This window comes from Larkinella rosea (genome assembly GCF_003858635.1).
Lineage (GTDB): Bacteria > Bacteroidota > Bacteroidia > Cytophagales > Spirosomataceae > Larkinella > Larkinella rosea.
Window position 1 is genome coordinate 1470958 of the sequence record NZ_RQJO01000008.1, and the last position, 19719, is coordinate 1490676.

A 19719-nucleotide genomic window follows, 5' to 3' on the forward strand; every position below is an offset into this window, starting at 1 on the left:
TAACTGATCTGTTCCGATGCCCTTTTTTCGAATCCGTTTGTTGGTTTTGATCGGATCGCTTCTGGCATCCTTTGCCAGTTTTGCCCAGAATCCGCCCATCACGCTCCGAAACCAGCGCGAGCTTTTTGTCGATGATTACCTGATCGATACACTCATCAACCTGGATTGGCGGCTGGGAACCCCGGTTTCGGCCGGAAAAGCCCTGCCATTCGATGCGCCCTGGGAAGGGCGGTTTTGCACGTACGTCTCGGTCGTGAACGCCGGTGACCGGTTTCAGATGTATTACCGGGGGCTGGCCGGTCACGACGAAAAGGGCGAGCAGCAGGTGACGTGTTACGCCGAAAGCAAGGACGGCATTCACTGGACCAAACCGAAACTGCGGCTTTTCAAGGTTAACGGCACGCTGGACAATAACGTAGTACTGGGGGATAACAGCCTGCGGACAACGCACAATCTGACGGTGCTGTACGACAATCGGCCCGGGATTCCGGCCGAGGAACGGTACAAAGCCGTGGGTGGAGAATCGCTCACGAAAGTTGCGTCCAGTGGGTTGTTCCGCTATGTTTCGGCCGACGGTATTCACTGGAAACGCTACCCGAAAGATACCACGGCCTTGTTTCATGATTACGCGCTGGATTCGCAAAATGTGCCGACCTGGGTGCCTTCCGAACAACACTATGCCATTTACTTCCGGGCCTGGACGGGTGGAAAACCGGGTGAGTTGTATCCTGCTGGCGGAATCCGGTCCATCGCCCGCTCCACGTCCCGCGACTTCATTCACTGGTCAAAACCGGAACTGATGACTTTCGGCGACACCGAACGCGAACATCTATACACCAACACGACACATCCGTATTTCCGGGCGCCCCAGCTACTGATTTCCATGCCGTTCCGGTTTTCGCCCCAGCTGAAAGTACTTTCGGATGCCCAGTTGATCGAAAACGGGACCGACAAAACGCAGTGGAAAGGCGTGGCCGACGGGGTTTTTATGACCTCCCGGGGCGGAACGCGGTATGACCGAAAATTCATGGAATCATTCGTTCGGCCCGGTTCCGACCCAAAAAACTGGGGAGCGCGGAGTAATATTCCGGCGATGGGCGTCATTGCGACCGGCCCGGCCGAGATGTCCTTTTTCGTGACCCGCGCCTACGGAACGAAGGCGGTTTTTCTGGAACGCATGACGTTACGAACCGACGGTTTTACGTCGCTGCACGGTGGTTACAAAGAAGGAAGCATCGTAACAAAACCGGTTTTTCTTCAGGGGAATAATCTGAGTGCTAACTATGCAACCTCGTCGGTGGGCTATGTAAAAGTGGCGATTCTGGACGAAAATGGGCAGGTCGTACCCGGTTTTGAAGAATCCGAACCGCTGGTCGGTGATACAATCGATGGCCCCATTACCTGGAAAAACGGCAAAACCGTCAAGGAATTGGGCGACCGGAAAGTGCGACTGAAATTTGTCGTGCGGGATGCCGATCTGTATTCGTTTGCGATCCAATGACCGACCCGGAATCACCCGACCAATCGAAAGAATTCTATCTTTGCAGGAAAAGATTGCCTAATTACACTGACTCTATTTCTAAACCTCATGAAATACCTGTTTCGACGCACCTTCGATCGTGTCTTGTTTAGTTTATCCCTTGGAATCCTCCTTAGCCAGCCCGTTCTGGCGCAAACCACCGCAGCGGGTCCGGCCCCGGCGGCCATTCTGAGTCGCTGGGAAAAGCAGGTGACTGCCGAAAATGCCTGGCGGGAATACCCACGACCGCAACTCGTGCGACCCAACTGGCAGAACCTGAACGGGATGTGGGAATACGCCATCCGGCCCAAAACCGAAGGCCAGCCCACGCAGTTCGACGGCCAGATTCTGGTGCCTTTCGCCGTGGAATCGACGCTTTCGAAAGTGACCAAAGGATTGAATGCCAATCAGCGGTTGTGGTACCGCCGGAACGTCACCATCCCGAGTGACTGGAACGGCCAGCGCGTGCTTTTACACTTCGGCGCGGTGGATTACGAATGTAATTTGTGGGTCAACGGCGGTTTGGTGGGTTCGCACACGGGCGGTTCGGACGCCTTCGACTTTGATATTACGGATTTTCTTAAAACCGGTCAGAATCAACTGGTGTTGGGCGTGACCGACCCGACAACCGAGGGCGAACAACCGCGCGGGAAGCAGGTATTTAATCCGAACGGGATCTGGTATACGCCGGTTTCGGGCATCTGGCAAACCGTCTGGCTCGAACCGGTGCCGAATCCGAATTACATCGAAGAAGTGCGCATTACGCCGGAACTGGATTCAAGCCGAATCCGGGTGGAAGTATTGCTAAATAAACCCATCACGAACCCGACGAGCGCGGTTCGGCTGACGGCCCTGGACGGTACGCAGACCATTTCGACGCTCTTGGTTCGCTCGGGTCGCGTGGCCTACGTGCCGATCAAAAATCCGAAACTCTGGTCGCCCGACAGCCCGTTTCTCTACAACCTGAAAGCCGAACTGGTCACGGTAACCGATCCGTTTCCGGGTACGGAAAACCGCAACCGCCCGCGCCACAACGACGCCGAGCGTTCGGCCTACGCCAAAGCCGCTGTAACCGGAAATCCGGTGGATGCCGTTACGAGCTATTTTGCGATGCGGAAGATTTCGATGGGACCGGGCAAGATTGCCGGGCAACCCGTGATGCTGCTCAACAACAAACCGCTTTTCCAGAACGGCCCGCTCGATCAGGGCTGGTGGCCGGGCAGCTTGCTGACTCCCCCTTCCGACGACGCGATGGTGTTTGAAATCGATTTCCTGAAAAAATCCGGTTTTAACATGCTCCGCAAGCACATCAAGGTGGAACCGGCCCGGTATTATTACCACTGCGACCGGCTGGGCATTATGGTCTGGCAGGACATGCCGTCCGGTTTTTTGAGCGGGCAGGACATGGGCCGCAGCGAAGTGGTCGAGCCGCTGCGCCGGTCGAAAGGCAAGGAACAGTTTGAACTGGAATTGCGCCGGATGATGAACCGCCTGCACAACCATCCGAGCATCGTGACGTGGGTGGTCCACAACGAAGGCTGGGGCCAATACGATAATGTGCGGCTGGCCGATTGGGTGAAAGCCCTCGATCCGAGCCGCTTAACCAATGCCGCCAGTGGCTGGTCGGACCTGGGCGCGGGCGATTTCTACGACATTCATACCTACGAAGAAGTCCCCAATATCCCTGCACCCAAGAAAGATCGGGTGATTGTGGTGGGCGAATTTGGCGGAATCGGCTGGCCGGTGACGGGTCATCTCTGGGACCCGAACAAACGGAACTGGGGCTACCAGACCTACCAGGACAAGGATGCGGTTTTGAAAGCCTACCGGACCAAGTACGGCAAGATGGTGGAAATGTACCAGAAAAACGGGGTTTCGGCCGCCGTATACACCCAGACGACCGACGTCGAAGGCGAAGTCAACGGCCTGCTGACTTACGACCGGGAAGTGATCAAGATTCCGGTGGAAACGCTGCGCGAAATCCACGCGCCTTTGTTTAAGTAACGTGTTCGTACCCAATGACTGCCGGTCATTGGGTACGTAAAATTACGCCCAGATCCGCTCCGAAAGCGGGGGTTGTCAGGATCGCCGAACCGCCGGAATGCCGGAGTTTTTTCTGCTGCTTCCGGCCGGTTGGTTTCCGGCTCTACATAGGTGATTCGGTAGCGCCCGCCGGGCAGATTCAGCGACAGCGTCAGGGGTTCGTTCCGTTTCGGGTGGTTGCGGTTGTAAACGTAGATGCCGTATTGCTTTCCGGTTTCGCCGAGGGCGTGAAACCGCAGGTTCGCGGGGAGGGGAGAAGCCAGTAAAACCGTATCCGGTTTCATCCGAACAAAGTCCAGGCTGTACATAAAGTCCTTCAAAACAGCTAGTTGTTTTCGCAAGGCCGGGCTGCCGCCACCGGGCGATTTCGGTCCTGGTTGGTACGTACCATCGGGCAGAACGGACGTGAATGAATAGTCGAGGTTGTTGTATAAACCGCCCCCGGCCAGCAGAAACTCCCAGCCTTCCTTGCGGTAGGTCGAGTCGGCGGTGCCGCGAAAACCGGTTTCGTTGTCGCCAATTACTTTGTTCAGGCCATAATTCAGGGGTACGGTTTTGGGCGGTGTAGCGTAGTGGAAATTGAACACCGAAACCGCCGGATGCGGTTTTTCAATTTGGGCCGCGCCGTTGGCGATGTTCTGCGTGATGAGGTGTTTGTTGGGCAGATTCTTCTCGGCTTCTACAATCACGTCGGCGATGCGGTGTTGCCAGTTCAGTTGCACCCCGCCGAAATACGGTTCGTTGCATATTTCAAACAGCAGATTGCCAAAACCGTTCAGTTCCGTCACGATTTTCCGAACCATCGCTTCCTGAACCGCCAGCAAACCACCGTTTTTATCGAGCGTATACACGTCATTGCGCCCGATGTGTCCAAGCTTGTTTACATTGTTAAACGAATACATCGGGCTGATGCTCCACATTCCTTCTTCGTAAAACGGGCAGAAAAGTGCCAGTTCGACGATGATACCGCGTTGCTCTGCGGCTCCGACAAATTCCTTTAATCGCTTGAAATAGGCATCATCCCAACGTGAAAGATCAAATTTTTTACCGGCTAGTGCATATCCATCCTGTTCGCTCTTAGCCCAGGGACAACTATACCTGTTATACTTGGGCGCCATCGTATTGTTCTCGATCCCAAAATCGCCGGGGGCTTCGCGGTAGGCACCGGTAAACGTCCGGGTCAGGTTGAGGCCGTCTTTCTGAAGCGTGTTGAGGTACGTAATGAAATCAAAATCGAGGTTCAGCACCGCGCCGTAGTGCTCGCCCGAGGTGATCAAAACCGTTGGTTTGCCTTTGTAGCTGAAATAATGCGGATTCTCCGGATGTAACGCAATAGGCTGTGCCGAAAGCTGCCCACTTAGGCAAATCAGCAAAACAAGAGCCGAAAAACGGGTTTTCATAGCAAATAATGGTTTATGAATCAACGGTTTGTGGCGTTTATCCGATCTATCAATAAAAGTTTCCGTTTCAACCCCGAAAGTTACGCCTTCATCCACAGATCGCTTGAAACCGGCGGTACGAAACCGGACTTTTGACGCCGGAATCTTCCGCTTTTTTCAATCCAATTTAACAACAGATCACTATGATGAAAAAATGGCTTTTTTCGCTGTCCATTGCCATCGCGGGCTTTTCAGCCCTGAGTTTTACCGCCAGCCACAACGACCCGGCTAAACCGGGGTCCGCTACCGGCAACCATCTGGTCGCGCCCAAACCGACTGCTGATCCGGCGCTGATCAAAAAAGGTGAATACCTCGTGACCATCATGGGGTGCGCCGATTGTCATTCGCCCAAGAAATTCACCCCTCAGGGACCGGTGCCCGACATGGACCGGTTTTTGTCCGGCCACAATGAGAATGAAAAGCTGCCTCCCTACGACCGAAATACCGTGAAAGATGGTCAGTGGGCGATGTTTACCGGACAAATGACGGCTGTCGCGGGCATCTGGGGCGTATCGTTTGCCGCCAACCTGACGCCCGACGAAACCGGGATTGGCAACTGGACGCTGGAACAATTCACCAAGGCTTTCCAGCAAGGCAAGTACCGGGGGCTCGACAACACCCGGATGCTGTTGCCTCCCATGCCCTGGCCGCAGTACGCAAATGTGAAGAATGAGGACGTAAAAGCCATTTTTGCGTATCTGAAATCGCTGAAACCGATCAAAAACACGGTCCCCATGCCGATTCCGCCGGGGCAATGAAATAGACAAGAGAAGTGAGACAAGAGAGTAGAGACGAATCGCGCCCGGATTGCTTTTTGTCTTTATTCTCTTGTCTCACTTCTCTTGTCTATTTCAACAAAAAATCCCGCACCAGTTCCAGTTGGTCGGTACTCAGGAAATCGGCTCCGGCTTCGCGGAGTTTGGTCCAGACGGCCGGGTCTTCGGGACACGCCCAGAGCCGCAGTTTTTTACCCTCGGCATGAACCCGTTGCGTGAGTTGTTTCAGCTTCTGAAACTGATCGTCCGGCATCGGTCCCTGTCCGCGCCAGCTCAACTGGTTCGTGTACGAATCGCTCACCACCGGCATCAACTCCCGGCGGTATCCCTTGCCCAGATCGGAGGGCCGTCCGTCGATGCCCGCCAGTCGTTCCTTCGCTTTTTTCAGCGTTTCGATCGGGCGGTTTCCGGAAATAAAAACCGTCACAGCACCGGGCTGGCAGCGGTTTCCGCGACAGGAAGTCAGGATATTCCGGTATTTCTGCAACTGTTTTTCCAGGGCTTTGTACGTGCTGTCGGCAGCGGTTTTGAAGTCGATCATCAGGTAAACCGGGTCCGTATAGCTTGCGTACACTTTCCCGCCATTCTGTTTGATTCGTTCGGCCAGCGGGCGTAAATACAGATTTTCGAGTGACTTATCAGGATTCCAGAACGCGGGCTGGTTGTGCGACACGTAGAGCGTATCGTGATGCGCATACACATCGGCTTCCACACTCGTAAAACCGTTGTCGAGCGCGTCCAGCAGCGGTCGGGATTGTTCGTAATCGTTGTGGGCGTGGGCGTTGGGCAGCGGTTTGACCGTCGCCAGCGGCTGCGGAACCTGCAACGGCGCCAGCGGTTGTGTCCAGGCGGTTTCGACATCGCCCGGTTCGTACGGATTGAATTTGGGTTTGCTCGAAATCACTTTTGCCCGCACCAGCAACTCATCGGTCAGCGTATAACTGGCTTCGGTGCCGGACAACTCCCGGAGAATTTCCGCCTTTTCCTGCCCTTTCCGAATCCCGATAAACTGAATCTTGTACGTAATGTCCGGTTCGGCTTTAATCGTAAATGCTACACGTCGAGCGGTTTGGGTCAGGGTTTCGAACGTTACCCCCGTTGTTGCGTAAAACCGCCCGGCTTCCAGCGCTTCAACAATGGTATTGGGTTTCAGATTCGGGGCATTGACCATCACCCAGCCACGGCCCGAATTACTGTACGTTGGTCCAAAAAACGTGTAATTATGGCTGTCGTCGGTGGCTAAACCGAGCATCAGCGGGCGGCCTTGTTTCAGAAACGTCAGGTTAATTTTATCCCACATCGATTCGGTGCCTTCGCGGGTACTGTCGCCTTTATTGTGCACGAGCGGGTGACCGTTGAATACCTCAAAAAACCGCTCATGACGGAGTTGCATGAGGTCGTTGGCCGTAATCGCGTAGTAAAAATTAGGGTGGTTGATGTGCGGAAACATCGGCTGCCCGGTTTGCCGCCGTTGCGCCACTACGGCGTCGATGTTGTTCTGCATGACTTCCGACACGCTGTTGCCCGGCAGCGGTTTCAGCAGGTTCTGGAGGTTTGTCATGTTGATGTGAATCGGCTTACCCTGGTACCCGGTCGAAACTTCTTCGCTCTTGAAAATCAGGAACTTCTCCGGTTCTTCGAAATACGTTCGGTATTCGCTCAGGTTTTTCAACCGTACTTTCAGGGAGTCGTTCGGGCCGGTTTGGTATTTTACCCAGTCGGGCCCGAAGGTGCGTAAATACCGCTCAAACGTGCGTCGGCGTTCGGGCGCGCGCGGCACTTTATACCATTTTTCACCTTCCTGAAACGTATTGTGGTCCGACAATCCGATGAAATGGTAGCCGTTGGCCTTGTACCAATCGAGGATCATTTCGGGATAATCGTCGCCGTCGCTCCAGAGCGAGTGAGTGTGGAGGTTGCCCTTGTACCAGTTTTGGGCAAAAAGCGATGAAGTGAAGAGAAGTGAAATAACTAGCGATAGCGCTACACGTCGCATGATTGAAGAGAAAGAAGGTCTATACCATGAAAAGCCAAAGTTGCATTATTTCTAATAAAGTTGTGGTAATCGGTTGATTTTATGAATGTTAATTGAATGTCTTTTTAGGTATAATTTGATAACATCAGGTTACCCAGCGGAATAATGATACACGGATGTCCATGTGGCCTTTAAAGCGAGCTTCAGGAACCCAAAAAACCGCATTCGCCAGATGCGGTTTTTCAAAAGTATGGGCAAAAAAAAACATGCCCGAAAGCATGTTTTCTCCATTCGTTTCAAATTATTATATCTTTCGATTAAATAACCTCTACGTTAACGGCGTTCAAACCTTTTTTGCCTTGTTCAACTTCGAATTGAACTTTGTCGTTCTCGCGAACTTCGTCGATCAAACCTGATACGTGAACAAAGATGTCTTTGTCTGAATCCGAGGGGGTAATAAACCCAAAACCTTTGAGTTCATTAAAAAATTTAACAGTTCCTGTTTGCATTATATTGTATTGTATTTTTAAAATTTCACCAAAGGTAACAAGAATAAATCAGAACCGCATCATGTCCTTTATTTATTTTGAGGCACGGCACGCTGAATAGAACTACCCTGTCTGGCTTTTCTGATTTTGAAAGCTCATTCCGTTACTTTCTTTTCAAGACCACGGCCTGCCCACCCGAAGGTAACAGGTTGGCCGTCAGCCGGTCTTTGGACGTTACGTTGCGGGTTTGCTTCCGAACTTTGCCGCTCCCGTCGTCTTCATACAGTTCAAGGGAGTAGCTTTTGCCCGGTTCCAGAAACGTGAGCGGTAAATCGACTTTGCGGGCTTCGGTATTGGTGACCGTGCCGACGTACCAGTCGGTTCCTTTCCGCCGGGCAATGGAGACAAATTGACCGGGCGTTCCGGCCAATACCTTCGTATCATCCCAAACTGTGGGTAAATCTTTCCAGAATTCAATTTCCTGCCGGTCCGGAAAGTCGGCCGGTTTTCCATACCAATACAAAAATTGCAGCGGACTGAAATAGATCACCGGCAACGCCAGCTGATGTCCTTTGGTGTTGGTCAGCCGGGGCTGGTTGAAACAGAAGGTGTAGTCGGCGGCTCCGTTAATATACCGCGTAAACGGCAAAATCGTGTTGTGGGTCGCGTCGGGCCAATCTTCGTTGCCGCGCACGCCTTCCTGCGTCAACAGATTGGGGTACGTCCGGTTGAAACCCGTCGGGCTGTATTCGTCGTGAATGTCCACAACCAGGTGGTGTTTGGCGGCTTTGCGAACCGCTTCGTGGAGCCAGACCGTCCAGTGGTGCGAGCCGGTGTGCACAAAACCGAATTTAATTCCGGAAACGCCCCAGCTTTCGTAAAGCGGTAACAACGTATCCAGTTGCCGTTCGAGCGCCCGGTGGTTAACATACAAAATAATCTTTTTGCCCTTCGATCGCGCGTACCGGATGGCTTCGGGCAAATCCAGATCGCCTTTCGGATTCCGGCGCGGATCGACGCTGACCTTCGTGGCATCCGACGCAATTTCGTACTCGTGGCCGTACCAGCCCGCGTCGAAATGCAGGTAATCGATGTTTTGCTCCACCGCAAAATCGACCAGATCTTTGGCTCCGGTGGTCGAAAGTGTCAAGTCGCGCATCACTCTTCCCGGTTTGATCCAGCTCACGTCCTTGATTTCATTCGGCGGATTCAAGCTCTGAATCAGGTAGTTATTTTGGAGTAAGTCGGTGGGCCGGTCGGCTGCCATCACCACCCGCCACGAAGACGCCAACGGCGAAGCTTCGGTGATTTCACTGTAGAGCTGGCTGACCAGTTGATTGGGACCGACGGTTTTCAGCCTCACCAGCGGATAACTGCTTTGCTCGGCCTGCGTAATGCAGGCCCAGGTGCCGTTGTCGAGCCGGAGGGTCAGCGGCATTTGGGCGGCCTTGGCCCAGTTTTCAATGGCGCGTTCTTCGTACCGTCCCTGCGCGTGATGGGTATAGAGCGCTTTCGTTTTTGGCGGCAGATTGAAAAACGTGGTTTCCTGATCTACCTCCAGCACCTGCACGCGCAGATCTTCCGGAAAAAAATAGCGGAATGCCACGCCTTCGTCGTAAGCCCGGGCAATGAGCTGCATCGTTCCTCCCGCTCCCGGCCCGTTTCGGAAGGTGACAATCAGTTCATTGTAGTGATCGGGAATGTCGGCGCGTTCGCCCCAGACCGGTTGCCAATTCGACCGCTGCGTCCGTTTCGTCGCCGAAACAATCCGCAGGTTTTTATCCCAGGTGAGCGGGCGTAACCCGGTACCATTGTTGCTCATTCCCAGCCGCGACGGTTGGATGAGCGGTTTGTTCCGGTACGTAATTTCGTAAACCGGGCTCTGGGGCGATTGCGGTTCGTCCTGCAGGCGGATCGACCAGGTTAGCAGGCCGTTAGGTGAACTGATGCGCAGGGAATCCGGCGTTTGGGCCAGCGTTTTTCCTGCCAAAACAAGACAGAAAAGAAGGGAAAGAAATCGGGTCATTCAGGTTATGGGTTTAAAAAGATCTGAGTGACGTTGTCGGAACGTCATACCAGGTAAGGCATTCCGACAACGTATTTACTGCCCGGTTTTCGGTCAATAACCCGGATTTTGTTCAATTTTAGCATCCAGATTCGCATCGATGAACTTCTGCGGAATGGGAAACAATTCGTGTTTTTCGGCGATGTTGCTGCCGGTTTTGGTGTTGAATTTCTTCACGCGATCGACCAAAACGGGCGAGTTGGCCAGAAAACCGAAGCGGATCAGCGTCCGACGGCGGGGTTCTTCCATGATCAGTTCCCGAACGCGTTCGTCCAGCACGTAGTCGAGCGTGGCCCGGTCGGCGGTGACCGGTTTGGCCTTGGCCCGGTTGCGCAGGACGTTCAGATCGTCGGCCGCTTTTTGTTTGTCGCCTTTGCGAATGTAGGCTTCGGCCCGCAGCAGATAGGTTTCGGCCAGCCGGATTTTATAAAATTCAACGAATGTCCGTCCGGCGGTATTTCCGGCCAGCGGATCACCCTCCAGTTTGCGGGTATATGGATAATACCAGCCCGAGTTAAGGGTATCGATTTTTGCCGCGATGGGGTCCACTTTTTGTTTGAAAAACCGCGAGGTGTTGTTGTTGTAGTAGAACGTCCGGCGGATGTTGTACGACGAATTCCGCATGTCGTTCCAATCCTCCTTCCAGACGTCGTAACTGGCGTAGGGCGTTCCCATCACCCAGCCAACCGGGCGGCCCAGGCTATCGCAAACCACCATCCCCGCTTTGCCTTCCGGATCTTTGATGTTGTGATAACCGGCTCCCCAGGCCCGCATGCTGCTGTTGCCGCCAAAAGCCGTGGCATTGGTCGCATTGGTATAAGTGACGCCACCGGGCGTCTGGTATTCGAACTGGAGCGCCCAGATGGTTTCGGTATTGGCGGCCAGATTCTGGTTTTTGTCGCGAAACAGATCCGAAAAAACGTCGCCGGGCTGGTCCAGTTTGCTGCCAAACCGCTGGGTCATGAGCTTGTAGGAACCGTCGTTGATCACGGCGGAAGCCGCTTCAATGGCTTTGTCGTAATTGCCCAGCGCCAGGTACACCTCGCTCAGGAAATGGTCGGCGGCTGCTTTCACAATTCGGCCGGGCACGGCTGGTTTTTTGGGAAGCCATTGCGAAGCAAATTCGAGGTCCTGCCGGGCAAAATCCAGTACTTCCTGCCGACTCGCCCGCGTATAATCGGTTTTTGGCGTGGTTTCGACGTGCGCGACCAGCGGCACCCCGCCGTACAGATTGGCCAGAATCGAGTAGGTGTAGCCCCGAAAAAACCGGGCTTCGGCCACAATGGCGTTCTTCTCGGCTTCACTGGCCCATTTCACCGTCGCTTTATCGGCGTAGTCGAGCACGATGTTGGAACGCGACAGCATTTTCAGGTACGCCCATTCCCACCAGAGATCGACGGACGCGAGCGTGGGCGTGAGCGAAACGTTGTAGTCGCGCAGCAGCGTCGAAACCGCCCCCGGCATGTAGGCGTCGGTACCGATGTTCATGGCGTGCAGGTTTTCGGTATCGGTGCCGAACAGTTCGTCGCGGGCCGCTGCGTGAATGGCGATGATGGCAGTTTCAAAACCGGTTTTATCCACCAGCACCACGTCGGGATTCAGAAAAGCCCGGGGAACTTCGTCGAGCACCGTGTCTTTACAGGCACTGCTCCCGAACACCAGCACCAGTGTGCTGAGAGCGGTCAGATACCGTTTTGAAAGGATCGTAAGGATGTATTTCATGGTTTGGGATTCGTTCAGCATGAGGTTAAAAACTGAGGTTAATACCGCCCGTCAACGTGCGGGGCATGGGATAACCGTTGGCTTCTGAGCCAATTTCGGGGTCGAAACCAGGGTATTTCGTGAACGTCAGCAAGTTTTTACCACTCACATACACCCGGGCTGTGCCGACTTTCCAGCGACTGAGCAACGTTTTCGGCAACTCATACGCCAGCGAGACATCCTGCACCCGCACAAAATCGCGGCTTACGTAATACCCATGGCCGTACGGATTGGTATACACCAGCGACGCCATCGTGTTCGATTTGTTTTCGGAAGTCCACCAGCCGTTGTCCGGGAAATTCGACGCGCTGCCCGGAAAATTATTGCTCGGAATCATCTGGTTGAAGCTCCGGATCCAGCCCTGCATGGCGTTGAGAAAAACCGATAGGGTAAAATTGCTGTAGCGGAAGGTGTTGGTAAAACCCCAGCGGTATTTGGGTTCCAGCTGCCCCACGACTGTGCGGTCGTCGGTGGTGATTTTGCCGTCGCCATTCAGGTCTTTCAGTTTGTAAAAACCGGGTTTGTAACCGGTCGGCAACTGTTCTCCTTCCTGGTAGACGCCATCGATCACGTAATCAAACGCCACCTGAACGGGCTGGCCAATAAACCATTTATTTCCCAGGTCATTGTCTTCCACGCCGTCTTTGTTCAGGTCGCGGCTGTAAATGTGAACGATGCGGTTCCGGTTGGTCGAAAACACGAGATTGCTGCTCCACTCAAACGAACCCCGTTGCATATTCAGGGTATTGAACGTCATTTCAAATCCCCGGTTGTTGGTGGCCCCCAGGTTGGTAATGACCGACGGAAAACCGGTTGCCGAGGGCAGGGAACGGTTCAGGAGCAGGTTTTTGGTGTCCATGTTATAATATTCGAGCGTTCCGCCGATGCGTCCTTTCAAAATTTCGAAATCAACCGCAACGTTGGCCGAGGTGGTGGTTTCCCACTTCAGATCGGTATTGGCCATGCCCGACGGGTAAGTACCGTTGTAGGTGGGGCTGCCATCGCCGAAGACGTACTGCGTTTTATCGGATCGGCTCAGGGATTGGTACGGCGAAATGGCCTGGTTGCCGACCGAACCATAGGAGACGCGCAGTTTCAGCAGGTCGATGAACGTCAGCGGTTTTAAAAAAGGCTCGTCGGACACAATCCAGGCCACGGCGGCCGATGGAAACGTGGCATACTTGTTCTGGGCACCAAAAACCGAACTGCCATCCCTCCGGGCCGTCAGGGTGAACAGGTACCGGTTTTTGAAATGGTAGTTCAGTCGCAACATCGACGAAATACCCTCCTGAACGGAAGCATCCGTTGTCGTTTGCTGGGTTTGGGCAATGCCCAGGTTGTTCCAGCCATTGGCGCCGTTGAAAAAGTTGGAAGCCGTAGCGGTGGTCGATTCCCACTGGCGGTGGTTTCGTCCGTACAGAAGCGTTACATCAAACGCATGATCGCGGCCCAGCTGACGGCTGTAAGTGGCGATATTTTCCAGTACCCAGTCGAACGTTTCCCGGTTGTATTTACTGGCATTGGCCAGAATATTCTCGCCGAAACGCTGGTAAGCCGGTTCGAACAAATAGTTGTGTTCCCAGCGGTAGTTGGGTGAATAATTGATCCGGTAACTGAGTCCTTTTACAAAGGGCACCTCAATTTTTGCGTAGAAATTGGAAAACAGATTGTGGTAGATTTCTTCATTCTGACGACGGATGGAGTTGAAAAGCGGGTTGGGGACGAGCTGCACATCCTGCGGAAAGTGAACCGGATCGGTTTTGGCGTCGTCGTAATACATTTTGGCAAAGGGGCTGACCTGGGCGGCCCAGTTGAGGGCCACATCCACCCCCGACAAATCGCGCCGGGCGTAGGTGGCATTAACCCCCACTGTCAGCCAGTCGGCCACCTTCGTTTCCAGATTGGTTCGCAGCGTCACGCGTTTCGCCATGTCTTTGTAAATCAGGCCCTGTTCGTTCACGAAAGCCCCCGATACGAGGTAATTGGTGCGGCCCGACTGACCGGCAATACTGAGGTCGTAGGACTGCACCCCGGCTTTTTGCGACACCTCATCCCAGGGGTCAATCGTGGTTCCATTCCGGTAATTCTCGGCTTCGGTGTTCTGGAGATAACTGGCAATGTTGGCCGGATTGGCTTCCTGCCCGCTTTGCGCCCGGTAGTCCAGCGTTTTTTGCAGGTAGCGTTCGGGCGACAGCATTTTGATGCGGTTGCTCCAGTTGGATACCCCGTAATAGCTGTTGACCCGAATGGTCGGTTTGTCGCTTTTGCCGCGTTTAGACGTAATCAGAATGACGCCGTTGGCCGCTTTGGAACCGTAAATGGCGGCCGCGCTGGCATCTTTCAGGATTTCCATTGATTCAATGTCGTTCGGATTGATTTCGGCCAAGCTCCCGTTGAAGAAAATACCGTCCAGAATAATCAGCGGATCGTTGCTGGCGGTGATGGACCGACGACCCCGGACCAGAATGCTGCCGCTTTGGCCCGGGCGTCCATTGTCGATAAACTGTACCCCGGCCACCCGCCCGCGCAACGCCTGGGCGACGTTGGTGTTGGGCAGGTTTTCGGTGACTTTCATATCTACTTTTGCCACGGAACCGGTTACATTTCGTTTCGACTGGGTGCCGTACCCAACCACCACCACCTCGTTCAGCGCCTTGGTGTCGGTAATCAGCTGAATCGCGAGTACCTGCCGGTTGGTAACCGTGACTTCCTGCGTCAGATAGCCAATCGAGCTAACCACCAGAACCGCCTGACCGTCGGTTATTTGAAATTTAAAATGGCCGTCTTTATCCGTCGTTGTTCCCCGGCTGGTGCCCTTCTGAATGAGGTTGACGCCCGGCAACCCTTCGCCCTTTTCGTCAGTCACGGTGCCGGATATCGACTGATCGAGTCCGGCCTGAGCCATGCCATCAGTCGGTAGCGGTTTGAGGGCGCCCGATGGGGCCGCGGTCAGCAGAATCTGTTTGCCTTCCACTTTATAGGTGATTTTCAGGGGTGTCAGCAATTGATCGAGGATCGTTTCCAGCCGCTCATCGACGGCCGTAAACGTGACTTTCCGGTCGGCCTGAATCATCAGCGAGCTGTACAGAAACCGTACCTGAGCCGCTTTGCTGATGAATTTCAGCGTGGTTTTGATGTCTTGGTCGACTACCTGTACGGTCACTTTCTTGTTCAGCATTTCCTGAGCCCGGCTGTCGCGGGCGAAGGAGAGGCTAACCACGCAGGCCGCTAGCAGCACCTGGAGGAGGGAAAGTTTCATAAGCTTGATTAAGGAGGGTGAAATCCAGTCTGGATTTTTCATACATTGGGTTGTTTTTTGAGTCGTTTCGGAAGAAATGGACAAAAAATCCCTCATCGACGCCTTTTTGGGCGTCTTGCCAAACGATGAGGAAGTTTGCAGGACGGGCTGGGTGGCGCGTCGGGAGCCGGAACGATGCTGTTGGAACCATTACCGCTCAGGCAGTCGGGCACGCCAACCCAGGACGTTTTTCGCGGAAGCGAAGAGGAGTGTAGCGTTTTTATTCAGGCATAGGCACGCAGATAAGGGGTTAGAAATGACGTAAAACCGGGTTCGTTTCAGGGAGTGCAGCCCGGGCTTTGAATGAGCACCCGCCCATCCTGTACCTGATAAGTTGCCCCGATGGCCCGGCAGATAAATTCGAGTTTGTTGGCCAGGGTTTCGTCCGAAAACTGAGCCGTAATCGGGCATTTTTCAAGCCGGTTTTTGTCGTAAACCAGCTCAATTCCGTACGCTTTTTCCAGTTTTTCCAGCACCTGCGTCACCGGAACATCTTCCACATCCAGTTCCTGAACATGCGTAGCGATGGCCACCAGCTCCGGTTTTTCGACGCGGCCTTTTTGCAACTGTTCGGTTTTTCGGTTAAAAACCACTTCCTGATTCGGGATCAGCAACACGCCCGCAGGCTCCTGAACGGTTCCGGAAGTGGTTTTGCGGAAGGCGGTTTTGGGGTAAACCGAGACTTTCCCGGTTCGAACCGCCACGGCCACTTCCGGGCCCGTATCGAATGCGCGAATCCGGAAACTCGTTCCCAGCACTTTGGTAACGGTTTCGTTGGCGTAGACCAAAAACGGCTTGCCGGGATTGTGCGCTACTTCAAAAAACGCTTCGCCCGACAAATACACCTCCCGAAACGAACCGGTAAACTGCTTTGGGTAACTGATCCGGCTGTTTTGCTCCAGCGTAATCGCCGATCCGTCGGCCAGCACCAGCGTGAGCGGCTCGCGGTTGGTGTTCGTTTTTTCCAGAAGTTCTGTGGGGGCTTCGCTGACAAGCTGGCGGTAAACCGTCGGCTCCGGCCGGGAATTCTGCCGCACGAGCAGGAAACCCAGTCCCAGAACGACCAGAATGGAAGCAGCTCCGCGCAACCAGACCCGCCGGTTCCACCAGACGACGGGTTCCAGCGGTTCCGTTTCCGGGCGTTCCGTTTGTTTTCGCTGCCGAAACTGCGTCACCAGATGCTGGACTTCCTGCCGCACTTCGTCGTCCGACAAATCGACCGGTTGCCGCCGAACGGTATACATCAGCGCTTTGGCCTGATCCAAAACCGCCTGGTGTTCGGGATTTTCCCGGCGCCAGGCCGTCCAGAAGGCCGTCGCTTCCGGGTCGCCGTCGATCCAGGCCTGGAAAGAAGGATCCCTCAGAAAGTCTTCAAGGTGTTGGTAATGCGCCATTCAGGGAAGAGATTAAAAAGGCTATTCAACAAGGGAGAATCAGCTTCCTGCCGGAAATAATCAAAAAAATCATTTTATTTTTTTATAAATTCCGGGAACGCCCTGATTTTTGTGATCTCTATCCCTCTTTTAACAAGGGTAAAAAGGATCGGACCGTCGCTTTTGCGAAGGAAAGATGACCGACCTGAGGTTACCAATGGTTGTTTACCCGTTGATAATCAGTGCTGATTTGTTTGACACTAGGCTGTATGTTTCGTTTACCGTCCAATCACCGTCCGCTTGAAGCGATTGCTGATGCCGACCTCTGGCGTCACTTTCGGGACGGTGATGAACTGGCGTTGGGCGAACTGGCCGAGCGGTATTACAAACGGCTGTATAACTACGGGAGCAAGTTCTCCCGGGATCGCGAGGTCATCCGGGATTGCATTCAGGATCTGTTTCTGGAAATCTGGGACAAACGCCAGACCCTGAGCCAGCCGGATTCCGTCAAACTCTATCTGCTGGTGTCGATTCGCCGACGGATTTACCGCCGGAAAACCGCGGATAAATGGCTGGAAGAAAGCGAAGAACTGGATTTTGATTCCGGATTGATTGGCGATTTGCCCATCGAAACGGCCATCATCGAAGACGAAACCAGTCAGTATTACGTCCGAAAACTGCAGCAACTCATTCCGCAACTCTCCCGTCGCCAGCAGGAAATTATTTACCTGCGGTTTTACGAAAATCTGGACAACGAAGCCATCGCCGAAGTGATGTCGCTGAGCCGCGGGGCGGTTGCTAATCTCCTCTGGCGGGCGCTCAAGGAGTTGAAAGACTATTGGTACGCGGGGCTGGTTTTCCTTCTGATGGCCGGCATCGGTTTGTTGAAATAACTGAAGGATATACACTTCTTTTGGGTCGCATAGCGACCGAATGTTTGTAGGAAAAGCAGCCGAGTTTGCTCATTTTGCCGGGCCGCCGGGCGGTCGCGTAGCGACCTAACAAAATACCCTGTTAGATCGCTACGCGACCAAAAAGAATTCGTTAATCGGGTTATACTACAAACATTCAGTCGCTATGCGACTGGAAAGTCCGCTTAAAAAATATCCATATAGTCTGGTTTTAACTAGCCGATCGGTGGCTGCCAGGTGATTATAGCAAACCCATTTAATTTTCGAAAAAACCGCACTGTTCTCCCCTGAATTGGGTGAAATTTGGTGTTCGGAACCCAATAATCAGTAAAATATATAGTAATTCACCTTCGATTCGTTATACCTAACTGCGACCAGCGCGAACACAGTCTCCGTTTCCGTTGTTAACGAAAATAACTTAACCGATAACTTTTCTTTTTTATGGCGTTCAAAACGATTGTATTCCGACTGCTTAGTCTCTATACATTCATCCTGCTGGGTTCGGCCCAAAGCCAGGCCCAGTCTTCTCAATGGTTCCACCTGGATTCGAAAGCCGACAGCGTCTGGGGAATCAGCACCGACCGAACCTACCGCGAATTACTCAGCAACCGCAAACCAACACCCGTGATTGTCGCCGTGATCGACGGAGGCATCGACTCCACCCACGAAGATTTAAAGCGCGTTCTCTGGACCAATCCGAAGGAAATCCCTGGAAACGGAATCGACGATGATAAAAATGGCTATGTCGACGACGTCCACGGCTGGAATTTCATTGGCGGCAAAGACGGTCGCAATGTCCAGTACGAAACCGCCGAAGTGACCCGGCAATACGTCCGGCTGCGGCCTTTGTACGAAGGCAAAAAACGGTCGTCGCTCAAACCGGCGCAGCAGAAAGAATACGATCAGTTTGTGAAATACAAAACCGAGATGGAAAAGAAACGTGCTGAATACAAGGAGCAGTACGAATCCTACACCACCTTCAGCAACCAGCTGGTGACGATCATCGACGGATTGAAAAAAGCATTGGGCGTCGATAAACTCGACACGAATACCCTCAAAAAACCGGCGACCGATGTTGAATTCGTCAAGAAAGCAGCCGCAGCCATGTACGAAATGACCAGCGCGCAGGGGTTTGGTCAGGCTGAAGACATTCAGGCTGAATTGAAACGCGGACTGGAAGACCTGAAAGCGAAGGCCGAATACGCTTACAATCCGGATTATGAAAGCCGCTCCATAGTTGGCGACAAACCCGATGACATGAGCGAAACGAATTACGGCAATGCCGATATTACGGGTCCCGATGCCCTGCACGGCACACACGTCGCCGGAATCATCGGTGCCGACCGAACCAATAATATTGGTGTTTTGGGCGTGGCCGATCAGGTTCGGATCATGGCCGTTCGGGCGGTTCCCGATGGCGATGAGCGCGACAAGGATGTGGCCAATGCGATCCGGTATGCGGTCAATAACGGTGCGCAGATCATCAATATGAGCTTCGGAAAAGACGTTTCGCCCCAGCGCAAAACCGTGGATGACGCCATGCGGTACGCCCTTTCCAAAGGTGTCTTGCTGATTCATGCGGCTGGTAACGACAACAAGTTGCTGGACACAACGGCCAGTTTTCCGTCCGACCGGTTTATGGATGGATCGGCGATTCCGAACCTGATTACGGTGGGCGCGATCACGTCCAAAAACAACGAAGGACTGGTGGCGTCGTTTTCGAATTATGGCCGGAAAACCGTCGATGTCTTTGCGCCGGGCGCGGCCATTTATTCCACAACCCCCAGCAATGGGTACGACAATCTGAGCGGTACAAGCATGGCCGCTCCGGTCGTGACCGGTATTGCGGCCGTTCTGAAATCGTATTTCCCGAAACTGACTTACGCCGATCTGAAGCGCATCATTGAGAAATCGGCCATCGTGCAAAACCGGCAGGTGCTTCGGCCGGAGTCCAACGATTTGGTCAATTTCACGGATTTGTCAAAAACCGGCGCGGTTGTCAATCTGTACGAAGCCGTTAAACTGGCCGAAGCCGAAGAGGCCGCTGCTGCCGAGAAGAAAGGCTAACGGT

At 53.6% G+C, this 19719-nt stretch carries 12 protein-coding genes; 5 read left to right on the forward strand and 7 right to left on the reverse strand.

The annotated features are described in order from the left end of the window. Nucleotides 1–16 precede the first annotated feature (16 nt). Nucleotides 17–1501, forward strand: coding sequence for a glycoside hydrolase family protein (locus tag EHT25_RS14740; RefSeq protein WP_124875726.1), 1485 nt, complete (start codon nucleotides 17–19; stop codon nucleotides 1499–1501). Between the two features lie 87 nt (nucleotides 1502–1588). Next, the gene (locus EHT25_RS14745; RefSeq protein ID WP_229311543.1) at nucleotides 1589–3523 is read left to right on the forward strand and encodes a glycoside hydrolase family 2 protein; all 1935 of its coding nucleotides are present in this window, start codon (nucleotides 1589–1591) and stop codon (nucleotides 3521–3523) included. On the opposite strand, the gene EHT25_RS14750 is transcribed toward EHT25_RS14745, so the two are convergent. Continuing rightward, a complete protein-coding gene (locus EHT25_RS14750) occupies nucleotides 3454–4962 on the reverse strand; it encodes a hypothetical protein (RefSeq protein WP_124875728.1) in 1509 nt (502 codons plus the stop codon). The two genes, EHT25_RS14745 and EHT25_RS14750, sit on opposite strands and share 70 nt — an antisense overlap. Before the next feature lie 182 nt (nucleotides 4963–5144). Between EHT25_RS14750 and EHT25_RS14755 the strand changes: the two genes are divergently transcribed. Further along, nucleotides 5145–5759 carry a c-type cytochrome gene (locus EHT25_RS14755; protein WP_229311544.1) on the forward strand — a complete coding sequence of 205 codons (615 nt, stop codon included), beginning with the start codon at nucleotides 5145–5147 and terminating at the stop codon, nucleotides 5757–5759. 88 nt (nucleotides 5760–5847) lie between these two features. On the opposite strand, the gene EHT25_RS14760 is transcribed toward EHT25_RS14755, so the two are convergent. From EHT25_RS14760 to EHT25_RS14785, 6 genes are all read right to left on the reverse strand, one after another. Further along, complete coding sequence (locus EHT25_RS14760) at nucleotides 5848–7773, reverse strand: histidinol-phosphatase (protein ID WP_124875730.1); 1926 nt, start codon at nucleotides 7771–7773, stop codon at nucleotides 5848–5850. Between the two features lie 296 nt (nucleotides 7774–8069). Further along, nucleotides 8070–8261: a cold-shock protein gene (locus EHT25_RS14765; protein ID WP_114409215.1), complete on the reverse strand. Its 192-nt coding sequence runs from the start codon at nucleotides 8259–8261 to the stop codon at nucleotides 8070–8072. Between the two features lie 142 nt (nucleotides 8262–8403). Next, nucleotides 8404–10266 carry a glycoside hydrolase family 97 protein gene (locus EHT25_RS14770; protein WP_124875732.1) on the reverse strand — a complete coding sequence of 621 codons (1863 nt, stop codon included), beginning with the start codon at nucleotides 10264–10266 and terminating at the stop codon, nucleotides 8404–8406. A 93-nt stretch (nucleotides 10267–10359) separates the two neighbouring features. Continuing rightward, the gene (locus EHT25_RS14775; protein WP_124875734.1) at nucleotides 10360–12027 is read right to left on the reverse strand and encodes a RagB/SusD family nutrient uptake outer membrane protein; all 1668 of its coding nucleotides are present in this window, start codon (nucleotides 12025–12027) and stop codon (nucleotides 10360–10362) included. Between the two features lie 25 nt (nucleotides 12028–12052). Next, complete coding sequence (locus EHT25_RS14780; protein ID WP_124875736.1) at nucleotides 12053–15325, reverse strand: TonB-dependent receptor; 3273 nt, start codon at nucleotides 15323–15325, stop codon at nucleotides 12053–12055. Nucleotides 15326–15642: 317 nt separating this feature from the next. Further along, a complete protein-coding gene (locus tag EHT25_RS14785; protein ID WP_124875738.1) occupies nucleotides 15643–16758 on the reverse strand; it encodes a FecR family protein in 1116 nt (371 codons plus the stop codon). A gap of 248 nt (nucleotides 16759–17006) precedes the next feature. On the opposite strand from EHT25_RS14785, the gene EHT25_RS14790 reads away from it, so the two are divergent. Continuing rightward, on the forward strand, nucleotides 17007–17630 hold the full coding sequence (locus EHT25_RS14790; protein ID WP_124875740.1) for an RNA polymerase sigma factor: 624 nt from the start codon (nucleotides 17007–17009) through the stop codon (nucleotides 17628–17630). Nucleotides 17631–18089: 459 nt separating this feature from the next. Then, nucleotides 18090–19715, forward strand: coding sequence for a S8 family peptidase (locus EHT25_RS14795; protein WP_124875742.1), 1626 nt, complete (start codon nucleotides 18090–18092; stop codon nucleotides 19713–19715). The last annotated feature ends 4 nt before the right edge of the window (nucleotides 19716–19719 follow it).